Annotated in this window: 13 protein-coding genes and 2 pseudogenes; 5 read left to right on the top strand and 10 right to left on the bottom strand. The window is 63.3% G+C overall.

Annotated elements, in window-relative coordinates; all coding sequences use genetic code 11:
* Positions 1-7 precede the first annotated feature (7 nt).
* The 9 genes and pseudogenes from NTD89_RS27345 to cbiE all read right to left on the bottom strand — a co-directional run.
* A pseudogene (locus tag NTD89_RS27345) lies at positions 8-340 on the bottom strand (FecCD family ABC transporter permease); the annotation flags it as partial.
* 10 nt (positions 341-350) lie between these two features.
* Positions 351-454: pseudogene (locus tag NTD89_RS29630) on the bottom strand (iron ABC transporter substrate-binding protein); the annotation flags it as partial.
* Between the two features lie 14 nt (positions 455-468).
* Positions 469-1,851, bottom strand: coding sequence for a PepSY-associated TM helix domain-containing protein (locus NTD89_RS27340; protein ID WP_262210641.1), 1,383 nt, complete (start codon positions 1,849-1,851; stop codon positions 469-471).
* 116 nt (positions 1,852-1,967) lie between these two features.
* Complete coding sequence (locus NTD89_RS27335) at positions 1,968-4,028, bottom strand: TonB-dependent copper receptor (protein WP_262210640.1); 2,061 nt, start codon at positions 4,026-4,028, stop codon at positions 1,968-1,970.
* A gap of 93 nt (positions 4,029-4,121) precedes the next feature.
* A complete protein-coding gene (locus tag NTD89_RS27330; RefSeq protein WP_262210670.1) occupies positions 4,122-4,484 on the bottom strand; it encodes a DUF2946 domain-containing protein in 363 nt (120 codons plus the stop codon).
* A gap of 64 nt (positions 4,485-4,548) precedes the next feature.
* Positions 4,549-5,031, bottom strand: a complete 483-nt coding sequence (locus NTD89_RS27325; RefSeq protein ID WP_262210638.1) for a copper chaperone PCu(A)C — start codon at positions 5,029-5,031, stop codon at positions 4,549-4,551.
* Between the two features lie 46 nt (positions 5,032-5,077).
* Complete coding sequence (locus tag NTD89_RS27320) at positions 5,078-5,473, bottom strand: DUF2946 domain-containing protein (protein ID WP_106577683.1); 396 nt, start codon at positions 5,471-5,473, stop codon at positions 5,078-5,080.
* 907 nt (positions 5,474-6,380) lie between these two features.
* Positions 6,381-7,100, bottom strand: a complete 720-nt coding sequence (locus tag NTD89_RS27315) for a cobalt-precorrin-6A reductase (protein WP_262210637.1) — start codon at positions 7,098-7,100, stop codon at positions 6,381-6,383.
* Positions 7,097-8,302: a precorrin-6y C5,15-methyltransferase (decarboxylating) subunit CbiE gene (cbiE, locus tag NTD89_RS27310; protein ID WP_262210635.1), complete on the bottom strand. Its 1,206-nt coding sequence runs from the start codon at positions 8,300-8,302 to the stop codon at positions 7,097-7,099. The genes NTD89_RS27315 and cbiE overlap by 4 nt, the downstream gene beginning before the upstream one ends.
* A 38-nt stretch (positions 8,303-8,340) precedes the next feature.
* Here cbiE and cobG point away from each other — a divergent pair, with 38 nt between their 5' ends.
* The 5 genes from cobG (at position 8,341) to NTD89_RS27285 (ending at position 13,691) form a co-directional block, all read left to right on the top strand.
* Positions 8,341-9,687: a precorrin-3B synthase gene (gene cobG, locus NTD89_RS27305; protein WP_262210633.1), complete on the top strand. Its 1,347-nt coding sequence runs from the start codon at positions 8,341-8,343 to the stop codon at positions 9,685-9,687.
* Positions 9,680-10,306 carry a precorrin-8X methylmutase gene (locus NTD89_RS27300; protein ID WP_083355479.1) on the top strand — a complete coding sequence of 209 codons (627 nt, stop codon included), beginning with the start codon at positions 9,680-9,682 and terminating at the stop codon, positions 10,304-10,306. Before cobG ends, NTD89_RS27300 begins: the two co-directional genes overlap by 8 nt.
* Entirely contained in the window at positions 10,303-11,037 is a 735-nt protein-coding gene (locus NTD89_RS27295) for a precorrin-2 C(20)-methyltransferase (RefSeq protein ID WP_177410092.1), read from the top strand. The genes NTD89_RS27300 and NTD89_RS27295 overlap by 4 nt, the downstream gene beginning before the upstream one ends.
* A complete protein-coding gene (gene cobJ, locus NTD89_RS27290; protein WP_262210632.1) occupies positions 11,037-12,674 on the top strand; it encodes a precorrin-3B C(17)-methyltransferase in 1,638 nt (545 codons plus the stop codon). The genes NTD89_RS27295 and cobJ overlap by 1 nt, the downstream gene beginning before the upstream one ends.
* Before the next feature lie 237 nt (positions 12,675-12,911).
* Complete coding sequence (locus NTD89_RS27285; protein ID WP_145160283.1) at positions 12,912-13,691, top strand: hypothetical protein; 780 nt, start codon at positions 12,912-12,914, stop codon at positions 13,689-13,691.
* Here NTD89_RS27285 and NTD89_RS27280 read toward each other — a convergent pair.
* Positions 13,688-14,284, bottom strand: coding sequence for a MarC family protein (locus tag NTD89_RS27280; protein WP_017253590.1), 597 nt, complete (start codon positions 14,282-14,284; stop codon positions 13,688-13,690). The two genes, NTD89_RS27285 and NTD89_RS27280, sit on opposite strands and share 4 nt — an antisense overlap.
* Positions 14,285-14,407 lie beyond the last annotated feature (123 nt).

The following is a 14,407-nucleotide window of genomic DNA, read 5'->3' as shown; positions in this document are numbered from 1 at the left end:
GGTGTTATCAGCGCTTGCGCATCAGCCCGATAAAAAACAGCCCGCCAATCGCCGCCGTGGCCACGTCGACCCACACCAGGAGCACACTGCCCAGCAGCACGCACACCGGCAATAGACGCCGATGCTCGGCGCCGACCAGACGCCGGGCAATGTGCGGCACCATCAGCCCGACAAAGCCGATGGAGCCGCTGATCGACACCAGCACTGCGGTCATCAACGAGGCGACCAGGAACACCTTCAACCGCACAGTGCGTGCGTTGAGGCCGAGGGTCACGGCGGTCTGTTCGCCGGCCATCAAGGCATTGAGCGGGCGCGCCATGCTCAGCAGCAACAACAGCCCTTTGCACCTAGGCAACTTGCGCTTGCATTTGCGCGATCAACGCGTTGGTGCGTCCTGCACGTCGAAGATCCTGCCCAGGTTGCGCAGGTCGTTGTAGGTGTCGTCCAGGGTGGCGCATCTCGCCTGCCTCATGCAGAACCTGAGGTGGATTCACGTTGGTTGAAAACGCGCGCCAACACCAGCCGATCCAAGGCCCACACCGCGATCAATGAAGCGCCGACCAAGGGGAAAATGATCGCCAGCGCGAGCATGATCACCATCGCGGTTTTCCACTTCGGCACGTCATGGCGCAGCGGCGGCACACCCAGGCCACCGGCAGGCCGGCGTTTCCACCAGATCACCACGCCACTCACCGCGCTGAGTAAAATCATCAGGCAGATCAGCAGAACGATCAGTTGGTTGACCCAACCGAACATCTTGCCTTCGTGCAGCATCACACCCGTCTCGGTGGCGCGCGCCAGCGTGTTGTAGTGTTCCCAGCGCACATCGGCGAGCACCTTGCCGGTGTATTGGTCCACGTGCAGGGTGGCGTCGTTGCGTGGGTCGTTGGCGAACACCGCGACGGTGAACACGCCGTCGGCGGTGCTTGGAAAGGTGATGCTGTAACCGGGCTCAACCTTGCGTGAATTGGCCAGATCGACCACCTGCTGCAAGCGCACGGTCGGCGCGGCCGGGCCCGACTGCATGGCACCGTGGTTCATGTGTTCGGCGTGGTCGCCGGACATCGGCATCGGCGTGTTTTCCATCGCCCACGGCACGGTTTGCTGGCTGGCGGTATTGAGGCTGCGCGCCTGCTGATCCGACTGCGGCACGTTGTTCCACATTGCCGCCGGAAAGCGATTCCACAACGCGGCGTATTGCTTGCCCCAGAAGCCGGTCCAGGTCATGCCGCTGAGCAGCATCACCAGTAAAAACGCCGCCCCCCAGAAACCGGCGACGGCGTGCATGTCGCGCCAGAACACGCGCCCTCGCGCGTTGAACCGTGGCCACAACACCCCGGCCGACGACTTGCCGCGCGGCCACCACAGGTACAGGCCGGACACCACCAGCATCACGCCCCAACCGGCGGCGAGTTCCACCAGGCGGTCGCCGACGGTGCCGATCATCAGCTCACCGTGGAGTGCGCGGGCGATGGCTTGCAGGTTGTAGTTGGCATCCTGTTCGCCAAGTACAGTGCCGCGGTACGGGTCCACGAATACGGTCACTTCGCGGCCGTTGTCATGCATCACGAACTGCGCGCTGCTGGTGGCGTCGGCCGGTGGCAGGTATTTACTGATTTTGCCTTGGGGAAAGGCTGCCTGCGCTCGCTGTAATTGCTCGTCGGCACTCAGGGCGTGTTCGGCGCTTTGCACGGTGAGCAGCTCGCCGTACATCAGCGGGTCGAGCTGGGGTTTGAACAGGTAGATGATGCCGGTGAGGGCCAGCAGCACCATGAACGGCGCGACGAAAAGCCCGGCGTAGAAGTGCCAGCGCCAGGCCAGGTTGTAGAAGGAAATCTTTTGAGTGGTCATCGGGTGCTCCGCAAAGGCTTTAAAAATTTTTGTCGGTTATGCCGCCTTCGCGAGCAAGCCCGCTCCCACATTTGAAATGCATTCCAAGTGTGGGAGCGGGCTTGCTCGCGAAGCTGTTAGAAGCTCATGTCCACCTTGGTCCAGAGCGTGCGCCCCGGTTCCTTGATGGCTTGCGGGTCGCTGGCCGGGTAGCCGAAACCGGCGTTGCCGGCCAGGTTCAAGTGCTCGGCGTAGGCCTTGCCAAACAGGTTGTCGACGCCGGTGCTGACCTTGAAGTGCTTATTGATGCGGTACGCCGCGTTCAGCGAGAACACGCCAAAGCCGCCGCTTTTGTCGAAGTCCTTGCCGACCACGTTGCCCTTGTTTTGGTCGATGCGGTTTTGCGCTGCAACCACGCGCCACAAGGCACCAGCGCTCCAGTCGTCTTCGCTGTAGGTCAGGCCGAAACGCGCGTCCAGCGGCGGCATTTGCGGCAGGGCCTTGCCGTCGCTGGTGTTCTTGCCCCAGGCATAGGCGAGGCTGGCATCGGCTTTCCAGTGGCGGGTCAACTTGTAGGCCGCGCCGAGTTCGCCGCCCATGATCCGTGCATCGACGTTACGCGCCTGGGAGGTGGTGCCCATCATGCCGGGCTTGTAGTCGAACAGGATGAAGTCGCGCACCTGGCCGACATAAGCCGAGGCCCAGGCTTCTACGTCAGCGGTTTTGTACTGCGCGCCGAAGTCGAGTTGGGTGGTCTTTTCCGGCTTCACACCCTCGAAGGCATTCACTGAACCGACCGCGCCGGTCTTAGGGGAAAACAGCTCCCAGTAATCCGGGAAACGTTCCGAATGGCCCAGCCCGGCGTAGACGGTGGTGGGGCTGTCGGCCAAGTCGTGCTCATAGCGCACAAAGCCCGACGGCAGCGTATCGGCGCGGGTGTCGTCGGCGGTCGGGTTGGGGCGGGACATCATTCCTGAACCGGTCCTCTGGCGAAAATCCTTGGCCGAGGCGCGGTCCAGGCGCGCGCCGGTGATCAGGCGATCACGGTCGGCGGCGTACCAGGTCAGTTCGCCGAACACGCCATAGTTGTGGAAGTTGGCGTCCTTGTTGCGCGGCAGATCCTTGTAGGTGTCGATGCCCATGCTGCTGCGCTGGCGATGCTCGTTGGTCTGCGCATCCAGGCCGCTGATCAACTGCACATCGGCCCAGCGCCAGGTGGCCTTGATCCGCGCGCCGAGGGTACGGCGGTCGACGTTGGAGGCCATGGGCCCGGCCATCATGCCGGTGCCCGACGGCGTGCGCAGGCTGTAGTTGTCCATCACGTGGTCGGCGTAGTTGTAGTAGACCTGGGCCTCGACCTTATCCAGCACTTCGCCGATGTTGGATTTTTCAAAACGCAGCCCGAGGCTTTCGCGCAGGAACTGCGAACCGTCCATGCCGCGCCCGGCGTAACGCGCTTCGCCATCGCCACGGCCGGCGGTAAGTTCCAGCAGGGTGTCGGCGTCGGGGGTAAAACCGACGGCGACGTCGCCGTTCCACTTGTCGTAGCGCGAGGCAACCGTGTCGTTGTTGCCGTCCTTGTAGTCATCGGCGTGTGCCTGGTTGCCGATCACGCGCACGTAGCCCAGCGGCCCGCCGGCGGCGGCATCGATGACTTTGTCGAAGCGCCCGTTGGAGCCGGCCAGCACGCTGGCGTTGACCCGCGTGCCCAACTCGCCGAACTGCTCCGGCTCACGCTCGAACAGAATGGTGCCGGCCGACGCGCCCGGGCCCCAGAGCACGGTTTGCGGGCCTTTGATCACGGTGAGCTTGTCGTAGGTTTCCGGTGAAATGTAGGAGGTCGGTGCGTCCATCCGGCCTGGGCAGGCACCGAGCATCATGCCGCCGTTGGTGAGGATATTCAGGCGCGAACCGAACATGCCGCGCAGCACCGGGTCGCCATTGGTGCCGCCGTTGCGCACCAGGGCGAAGCCTGGGATGGTCTTGAGGTAGTCGCCGCCATCGCTGGCCGGCACCGGTTGGCGTGGGTCTTTGGGGTTGGTGATCACGGTCAGCGGCGAGCTGGGAGCAATCGCGGTGATCACCGTGGGGCTTAACTCATGATCATCGGCGTGTACCTGTGGCACCAACAGTGCGCCACACAGAACAGCGAAAACGGGGGTACATCCCATACGGGTGTCAGCAGAAAACCTGGACATGAAAAATTCCATCAATCATTCGTAAACAACACGGCCAGCAGCCTGCGGCTGTCTGTCTAAAGTCGGCCGGTGTGAAGTAACGCGGTGAAATGCTTACGCGGTGATGGGGGGCGCGCGGCTGCGGGCGCCGGGGAAAATGCTCTGCCGGGCATGGCCCAGGCGTGGGGCGGGGGTGAGGGCGTTGGCGGGTGGCGCGGTGCCGAGGGTGATATAGGACACGCTGCCGGGCAGGGCCGGGCAACTGAAGAGCAGGCTGCAATAGCCGCACTTTTCCCAGAGCACGTGGTGCTTGTCAGGCGCTTTGCTGTGTTGCGGTGCATCGCCATGGCAGCTGGGCATGTCCATGGACATGTCCATCGACATACCGGCGTGATGATCCATCGGCATCGCTTGGGAAATCAGCGGACCGATAAAGATCATCAGCATGGCGAACAGGCTGATCCAGCTGGCGCGCATCAACCCCAGGGGCTTGCGGCGTTGCACGGATAACCTGGCGCGAGGGGCGCCCATCGAGGTTGGCCTATTGCGCGTGCATAGACTCGTGGCCAGCCGCTGGCGGCGTTTTCTGCACCGAAACTTCCACTTCAACCTTGCCGGCTTTTTCGAAGGTCAGGGTCAGTGGAAATTGCTTGCCGTCGGCCAGCCGGCTGCGGTCTTTGAGGCCCAGCAGCATCACGTGATAGGCCATTGGCGCGAAGGTCAAATCCCCTTTGGCCGGCACGGTAACGCTGGGCACTTGTTGCATCTTCATCAGGTCGCCCTGCATCACATGCTCGTGCAGCTCGGCCTTATCCGCTACCGGCGTCTCGACGCCAAGCAAGCGGTCCGGCGTTTCGCCGGTGTTATGAATCACGAAATACGCAGCGACGGTCGGCGCATTCGGTGGCAGCTCCTGTGACCAGGGATCGCTGACCAGCAGGTCGCCGGCCTTGTAGTCATCGGCATTCGCAGCAACACACACCGGCAGCAACAACGCAGCCAGAAGCAGGGAAGATTTGAGCATGGCAGTTCTCCAGAACGGTTCTAAACGCAGTTCACTTGCGAAGAAATCAGACCGTTGGAGACGCGCGCGGGTTGAGGCTCGGCCATTGCTGGCGCGGGGTAGGGGCTTGCAATGAAGGCGGCGGCAGGCTCTGCGCCGCCGCAAAACGCGTGAGATACAACTGCGGCACATGCCCCGGCAAGGCCACCAAAGGCGGTGAGCCCGAGCAACACCAGCAGTGCTGCATGGTGGAGTGGTCGTCCTGCTGCGGCGCCGGAATGTCCAGCTTGCCCAGGGCAATGGTCTTCAGGCTGGCGCCATTGGAGGAGCAAAAGCTGCCCCACAGCAATTGCTGAACAGGGTCGCTGGACTGCTGCATCGCACTCGCCATCGGCATGGCAAAGGCGTTGAACAGCACTGCAAAGCAGGCGATCCACACAATTGCAAAGCGTTGACGGGCCATGGCGGACAATCCGTAGGGTTAAGCGATCAGGTGCGTATTTAGCCTGATCGGTGGGGATAAGTAAAAAAGGGCGGTGTGGTTTGGTGTCGCAGTGGTTGCCTTCATGATAGTCGGGAACCACAGATTGCCAATCTTAACCCTGTGGGAGCTGGCTTGCCTGCGATGGCATCACCTTGGCGTGGCTGGAAGACCGAGTCGCCCGCATCGCAGGCAAGCCAGCTCCCACACTTATTTGTGCCTGACCAAAATTTTGCGCCCGCCACAAACTAAATGTGGGAGCGGGCTTGCTCGCGAAGGCGGTGAATCAGTAACGGCCAGGCTGACTGACCCACCGCCATCGCAGGCAAGCCAGCTCCCACACTCATTTGTGCCTGACCAAAATTTTGCGCCCGCCACAATCCAAATGTGGGAGCGGGCTTGCTCGCGAAGGCGGTGTATCAGTAACGACCAGGCTGACAGAACCACCGCCATCGCGGGCAAGCCAGCTCCCACACTCATTTGTGCCTGACCAAAATTTTGCGCCCGCCCCAATCCAAATGTGGGAGCGGGCTTGCTCGCGAAGGCGGTGTATCAGTAACGACCAGGCTGACTGACCCACCGCCGTCGCGGGCAAGCCCGCTTCCACACTTATTTGTGCCTGACCAAAATTTTGCGCCCGCCACAATCCAAATGTGGGAGCGGGCTTGCTCGCGAAGGCGGTGTATCAGTAACGACCAGGCTGACTGACCCACCGCCATCGCAGGCAAGCCGCTCCCACACTTATTTGTGCCTGGCCAAAATTTTGCGCCCGCCACAATCCAAATGTGGGAGCCGGGCTTGCCCGCGATAACGGTGGGTCAGCCAGTGATTGATTGACTGACCCACCGCCTTCGCGAGCAAGCCCGCTCCCACATTGGAAAGGGGGTGTTTAGAGCGTGTTGACTGCCTGTAGCACCGCAGCCACGTCGGTGAACTCTCGATCTACCGCCGCCAACACTGGACGCTTCAAGACAAGCACCGGCATTCCCAGCTCCCGCGCCACTTCCAGCTTCGGCTCAGTGGCCGCACTGCCGCTGTTTTTGCTGATCAGCACATCAATCCCACGCCGCTCAAACAAGGCGCGCTCATCCTCAAGCAGAAACGGCCCACGGGCACCGATGACTTCGCAGCGTGCATTGCCGGGATACACATCCAGGGCGCGTAGCGTCCAGAACTGATCCGCGGGGATTTCATCGAGGTGCTGCAATGGCTCGCGCCCCAGCGTGAACAAAGGGCGCTTGAAGGGTTTCAACGCTGCCACCAGCTCGGCCCAATCACTGACTTCACGCCAGTCATCGCCTGCCTGCGGTTGCCACGCCGGGCGGCGTAACGCCCAGCAAGGGATGTCGCACAGCCGCGCCGCCTGCGCGGCGTTCCGGCTGATCTGAGCGGCATACGGATGGGTGGCGTCGAGGATCAAGCTGATATTTTCATCGCGAACAAACTGCGCCAGGCCTTCAGCCCCGCCATAACCACCGACGCGCACGTGGCAGGAGAGATCGGTAGGCACACGGCCCACCCCGGCCAAACTGTAGATATGCTCAGGCCCCAGCGTACGGGCGATGGCCAGCGCTTCCGTCACGCCGCCCAACAGCAGAATCCTTTTCATAACGGCTTGACCACTTCCAGCAAGGTGATTGGCAGCGCTTGGCGCCAAGTATCGAACTCACCCAACGGCTGGGCCTGCGCCACATGAATGCGAGTCAACTCGCCGCCGTGCTCCGCACGCCAGGCCATCAGGGTCATTTCGCTTTGCAGAGTCACGGCATTCGCCACCAAGCGGCCACCTGGACGCAGCTGCTGCCAGCAGGTGTCGAGCACACCCTCGCGGGTGACGCCGCCGCCGATGAAGATCGCGTCCGGTGCCTCCAGTCCGTGCAGCACGTTCGGCGCCTTCCCGCGAATCAGTTGCAAACCGGGCACCCCAAGGGCGTCGCGGTTGTGTTCGATCAGGCCTTGGCGGCCTGCGTCGGCTTCAATCGCCAGCGCGCGGCAGCTGGGATGGGCACGCATCCATTCGATGCCGATGGAGCCACTGCCCGCGCCTACGTCCCAGAGCAACTCGCCGGGCATCGGTGCGAGGCGGGCGAGCGTCATGGCGCGCACGTCACGCTTGGTCAGTTGGCCGTCGTGTTTGAAGGCTGAGTCCGGCAGGCCGGCGAGGCGCGACAGGCGCGGCGTGTTGGCGTCGGCCACGCAGTCAATGGCGACGAGATTCAAATCCGCAACCGAAGCGTGTGGCCAATCAACCGCCAGCCCGTCAATGCGCTGTTCATCCGCGCCGCCCACGTGTTCAAACACACTGACACGGCTGGCCCCAAACCCGGACTCAACCAACAGCGAAGCAATCGCCGCAGGGCTGCGGCCATCGTTGCTCAACACCAGCAACCGCACGCCGCTGGCCAGCTGCGCATGCAGCGCCGCCAACGGCCGCGCAACCACTGACAACGTCACCACGTCCTGCAATGGCCAGCCCAACCGCGCCGCCGCCAGCGACACCGACGACGGCGCCGGTAAAATCAGCAACTCTTCAGCCGCCACCTGCCGCGCCAGACTGGCGCCCACGCCATAGAACATCGGGTCGCCGCTGGCCAGCACGCACACAGGCTCGCCGCGTTGCGCCAACACGGGCGCCAGGGAAAACGGGCTCGGCCACAACTGCCGCTCACCACGAATACACACCGGCAACAGGTCCAACTGACGCTGGCCGCCTATAATCCGGGAGGCGCGCAACAGGGCGTGCCGGGCGTTTCTGCCCAGCCCCTTGAAGCCGTCTTCACCGATGCCTACTACCGTCAGCCAGGGCGACATATCAATTCCTTGAACGACATCCGACGGGCAGGCTTTTCATGCCGCCGGACAAAGCAGGCATAATACCGCGCCTTTACCCGTCAACCGGTAGCCCCGTGAACCCAACACCTGCTCTGAACACCTTGCGCCCCTCGGCTTGTCCGGGGTTGCTGCGTATTGTCCAGGCGTTGGATGGCGGCATTTGCCGGATCAAGCTGGCCGGTGGCGCCATCACTGCCGCCCAAGCGATGGCCGTGGCGGACGCGGCCCAGGCCAACGCCGGTGGAGTGATCGAGGCCACCAACCGCGCCAATCTGCAGATTCGCGGGATCGGTGCCGAGCAGCAGGCCTTGATCGCCGCGCTGCTGGCCGCAGGCCTTGGCCCGAACAACGCGGCTGGCGATGATGTGCGCAACCTGATGCTCAGCCCCAGCGCCGGTATCGACACTCAGATGTTGTTCGACACCCGACCGTTGGCCGGGCAGATCCTCGCCACCTTGCAAAACCATCCACGGTTCCATGAGTTGTCGGCCAAGTTCGCCGTGCAGCTCGATGGCGGTGAAGCCCTGGCGATGCTCGAGCATCACCACGACCTGTGGTTGTCGGCGTTTGAGCGCGATGGCGAAACATTATTGGCCTTCGGGCTGGCCGGTTGCCCTGGGTTGGATGCGCCATTGGCGGCCGTGCCCCTGGAGCAAGGCCATGCTCTGGTCGTTGCAGTGCTGGAGCTGTTTCTCGACGTGGCGACGCCCACGCAAACCCGTATGCGTCATCTGTCTGTGGATAACTTACTGGCCCGTCTGAGCCTGCCGCTGCTGCCGGTGGAAGGCTTCAAGCGCCCGGCCAGTGGGGCTTTACTGCACTTGGGCAGTTATCCACAGCGGCAAAAAGATCAGTTCTACGTCGCCGCCGTTGCACCGCTGGGTCGCCTGGATTCAAGCATGCTCAAAGGCGCCGCGCAGTTGGCCTTGGAGTTCGGCGACGGCACTTTACGTTTCACGCCATGGCAGGGCGTGCTGCTGCCCAACATTAAAAGCCACGGCGCAGTGACTGAACGTCTGGCGCACCTGGGCTTTCTCTGCTCAGTCGACCAACCCCTGGCGCGCCTGATTGCCTGCACCGGCTCAAGCGGCTGTGGCAAAGGCCTGGCCGACACCAAGGCCGACGCCCTGCAATTGGCCGCGCTGCAACCTGGCGTTGAGGTGCACCTGTCCGGTTGCCCACGCTCCTGCGCGGCCGCACACACCGCGGCTGTCACGTTGCTGGCGGTGAGCCCCGGCCACTACGACGTCTATTTTCGCGATGCAGCCCAGCCAGGTTTCGGCCGGCTGCACGCGCGCACTCTTTCCATTGAAGCGGCGGGCGCCCTGTTACGCGCACGCTCACGGAGCAACACCGATGATTGATTACATCCGCGACGGTCAGGAGATCTATCGCAACTCCTTCGCCATTATTCGCGCGGAAGCCAAGTTGGACCGCATCCCGGCTGATTTGGAAAAACTCGCGGTGCGGGTGATCCATGCCTGCGGCATGGTCGAGGCCATCGATGGCTTGCAGTTCTCCGAAGGCGCAGGCAAGGCCGGGCGCGATGCGCTGGCCGCCGGTGCGCCGATTCTGTGCGATGCGCGGATGGTCTCCGAAGGCGTAACCCGTGCGCGCCTGCCGGCCAACAATGAGGTGATCTGCACCCTGCGCGACGACAGCGTGCCGGAACTGGCGCGCGCGCTGGGCAACACCCGTTCTGCTGCCGCGCTGGAGCTGTGGCGCCCGCACCTGGAAGGCAGCGTGGTGGTGATCGGCAACGCGCCGACCGCGCTGTTCTACCTGCTGGAGATGCTCGATGCCGGCGCGCCAAAACCTGCATTGATCCTGGGCTTCCCGGTCGGGTTTGTCGGCGCTGCCGAGTCCAAGGCCATGCTGGCGGCCGACAGCCGTGGCGTGCCGTTCGTGATCATGCAAGGGCGTCTGGGCGGCAGTGCGATGGCGGCCGCTGCGGTCAACGCCTTGGCCACGGAGGTCGAATAATGTCGGCACGCGGACGTTTGATCGGTCTGGGCGTGGGCCCCGGCGACCCGGAACTGATCACCCTCAAGGCCCTGCGCCTGCTGCGCGAATCGCCGGTGGTGGCCTACTTCGTGGCCAAGGGCAAGAAGGGCAATGCGTTCGGCATCATCGAAGACCACTTGGTCGCGCAGCAGACCCTGATGCCGCTGGTGTACCCGGTGACCACCGAAGTGCTGCCGGCGCCGCTGTCCTACGAGCAAGTCATCAGCGACTTCTACGACACGGCCAGCCTCGACGTGGCCGCGCACCTGGACGCCGGCCGCGACGTGGCGGTGATCTGCGAAGGTGACCCGTTCTTCTACGGGTCCTACATGTACCTGCATGATCGCCTGGCCGAGCGCTATGACGCCCAGGTGATTCCCGGCGTGTGTTCGATGCTCGGCGGCGCCTCGGTACTCGGCGCGCCGCTGGTGTATCGCAATCAGAGCCTGTCGGTGCTCTCGGGCGTGCTGCCCCATGACGACCTCAAGCGTCGCCTGGCGGATGCCGATGCGGCGGTGATCATGAAGCTGGGGCGTAACTTCCCCAAGGTGCGTCAGGTGCTGGAAGAACTGGGCCTGGCCGAACGCGCGCTGTACGTAGAGCGCGCGACCATGGCCAACCAGAAAATCGTGCCGCTGGATCAGGTCGACCCGGCGTCTTCACCGTACTTCTCGCTGATCATCGTGCCCGGCGAAAGGTGGCAAGGTTGATGCGCCCGGCGATTGTCATTCTGGGCCAGGGCAGCCTGGCCACGGCGCGCAGGATTGCGCAGGTTTACCCCGGCGCGCTGATCCACGGCTTGGCCGGGCGCGTTGAAGGCGCCGACCAGACCTACAGTGAGTTCGGCGCGACCCTGCGCCAGCTGTATCAACAGGGCACGCCGCTGATTGCGCTGTGCGCTGCCGGCATCGTGATCCGCACCCTGGCGCCGCTGCTGCTGGAAAAGGGCGAGGAACCCGCCGTGCTGGCCGTGGCGGAAGACGGCAGCGCCGTGGTGCCGTTGCTCGGCGGTCTCGGTGGCGTGAACGTGATGGCGCGCGACATTGCCGCCGCGTTGGGCGTGCCTGCCGCGATCACCACCAGTGGCGAGTTGCGGTTCGGCACCTGCCTGCTCAACCCGCCGGCCGGTTATCAGCTGGCGGATCTGGAGCTGGGCAAGCGTTTTGTCTCGGACCTGCTGGCCGGCGAAAGCGTGCGCATCGAAGGCACGGCGCCCTGGCTGGCTCAGGCCAATCTGCCGCAGGATCAGCAAGCGCGTCTGGCGATTCATGTGGGCAGCGCCGAGCGCGTGCCTGCCGCCAACGAGTTGCTGATTTATTCGCAGAACGTGTGCGTCACCTGCAAGCCCGGCGCGCACTTGGCTGAGCGTGTGCGGGCGGCATTGCACGACGCGGGTATTGCCGTTCAATCCCTGGCCTGCGTGTTGGCCAGCGATACACAGATGGCCGAACCTTCGCTGCACGAGGCTGCGCTGGCGTTGAATGTGCCGCTGCTGTTTTCCAGCGTCACGCAAGAGGCGGACATTTTCATCAGCGTCGCTGAGCAGCCCCTGGACCTGGCGCAAGTCGGGCGCCCGCGCGGCCGTCTGGCGGTGATTGGCCTGGGCCCTGGCGCCGCCGAGTTGATGGTGCCGGCGGTCAAGGCTGAACTGGCGCTCTGCACCGATGTGCTCGGTTACGAAACCTATGTGCGCATGGCCGGGCCATTTCGTGACGACCAAGTGCAGCACTGCACCGATAACCGCGAAGAAATGCAGCGTGCGCGCCATGCCTTCGAGCTGGCCGCGCAAGGGCGTTCAGTTGTGGTGGTATCGTCCGGAGACCCCGGCGTGTTCGCCATGGCGGCTGCGGTGATCGAGGCCTTGCATGAGTCGAGTAACCCGGCCTGGCATCAGGTTGACCTGCAGATTCTGCCAGGCGTCTCGGCGTCGCTTGCCACCGCTGCGCAGGCGGGTGCGCCGCTGGGGCATGACTTTTGTGTGATGTCGCTGTCGGACAACCTCAAGCCCTGGTCGATCATCGAAAAGCGCCTGGACCTTGCGTCCCAGGCCGACTTGGCGCTGGCCTTTTACAACCCGATCTCGCGTTCGCGGCCATGGCAATTGGGGCGCGCGCTGGAAATCGTTGCGCTGCACCGCACGGCTGAAACGCCGGTGGTGCTGGGGCGCGATATCGGTCGCCCAGGCCAGACACTGCGTGTCACCACGCTTGGGCAACTGACGCCTGAACAGGTCGATATGCGCACCATGGTGCTGATCGGCTCGTCCACCACGTGCGTATTCCCGCGCGCCGGTGGCGGTGCGTGGGTGTACACGCCGCGCTGGTATGGCGAAAAACCCGCCTCCTGAAAACGGCCTGTCGCACGCCGGAAAGCTCCGAGTAACGCTGGGTTAACGCCCGCCGTTATTCGGGGCTTTTTCTTTTTTTATCGACGAAATCCGGAAGGGCTCAAGGGCCGCCCAGCAATCGTTGGGTGGCGTAGCTCGCCGCATGCCGGCAAGTGATGTTTGTGGTCTGGAAAGCGCGCTCGCGGCTGGACTAGTGTGAACACACGCCCCATGTGGGGTGCCTGTGGAGAACTGAAAATGGAGCGACAGCACCGAAGGATCAACAGCGTAAAGAGGCGCAAGTTGATTGCCGCCTACAAGTTGCCGGGAGCGCCGGGTGTACAGACCTCTGCGCCGATGGGCACGGACGATGACAGCAACGCGGCGGTGGTGAACAACGGCGTGATCTCGTTTATCGAGGGGATGTCCGCCCCCAACCGCGAATACGTTCGCAAGAGCTATTTGCTTGCGAGCAGCTACGTCAGCGATGTGTTGAAGGTTCAACGCGGCACCGAAGCCTGGTACGACGAATTTATCAAGGTGATGGTCAGTCTGGGCTGGCTGCCGGTGCGCAGCCGCTTCGAGCGGGTCACGCGCTCGGGCAAAGGCCTGACCGTGCAACTGGCGGCACTGAACATCATTGCGGCGATGCTGGCCTCGACGTCGCTGGCAGGACCGTTGCTCACCGCACTGCCCAAGCTGGCGGCGGATGCGTTGGAGGCGTTGAAGCAGCAACCCGCGACGTTCGACCTGTTCAAACGCAATAGCACGGTGCATCAGGGCGGTGATTTCGGCCTGGCCTCCTGCGCCGAAACCGAGGGAGAAGTGATGATGGTGCTGGTGACCTACAGCAGTCACGGCGTGAGCAAGCAGGTCGGCTTGCCCTTTCTGGAATGGGACAGCGCCTCGTTCGAGGCCTTCAGCGGGCAAACCTGCCTGGTGCTCAATACCGCGGTGGTCAACGAAACGACGCTCCAGCTGATGCGTGAGAGCGCCGGTGACAAGGTCCAGTTGGCCATCGCCAAGTACCGTATCTAGGGCACCAGATAACCGCGTACGCCGGTAAAGATGATCTGCGCGGCGAGGGCGCACACGAACAACCCCATCAACCGGCTGACAATCTGCAAGCCCTGGTCGCCCAGAATGCGTTCGATGCGGTTGGACAGGTACAGCACCACGCCCACCGTGAGGCTGGCCAGGGCAATGCTGAGGATGGCCATGATCTTGTCATCCCAGTGCGGCTGGCTCACGCCCATCACCAGCAGCGCACCGATGGTGCCCGGGCCGACGGTGAGCGGGATGGTCAGCGGCACGATGGTCACGTCCTGCTGCACGTTGTCGGTCTGTACCGCCGACTTGCCTTGGGCCATGCCCAGCGCCGAGATGAACAGCACGCTGCCGGCGCCGATGCGAAAAGCGTCCACGGTGATGCCGAACACGCTGAAAATCACCCGCCCGAACAGGTACAGCAACACGCTCGACACCAGCGTTGCCAGCGCTACTTTCCAGGCCAATCGCCGCCGTTCCTTGCTGGAGTAACCACGGGTCAGGCTGATAAAACAGGACAGCACGAAGAACGGGCTGTAGAGCACCAGCATCTTCAGGTAAACGCTGAATAACACGTGGAGCATGAGGGCGGCTCGCGGGCGGGGAAAGTGGGCAGAGTCTATCAGGCGACACAGGTCAAATGTGGGAGCTGGCTTGCCGGCGATAGCGGTGGATCAGACAAAAAGTGTGTGATTGAAATGGGGCGA

This window comes from Pseudomonas sp. 14P_5.3_Bac1 (assembly GCF_025466135.1).
GTDB lineage: Bacteria > Pseudomonadota > Gammaproteobacteria > Pseudomonadales > Pseudomonadaceae > Aquipseudomonas.
This window is presented reverse-complemented; position numbering and strand designations above follow the sequence as displayed.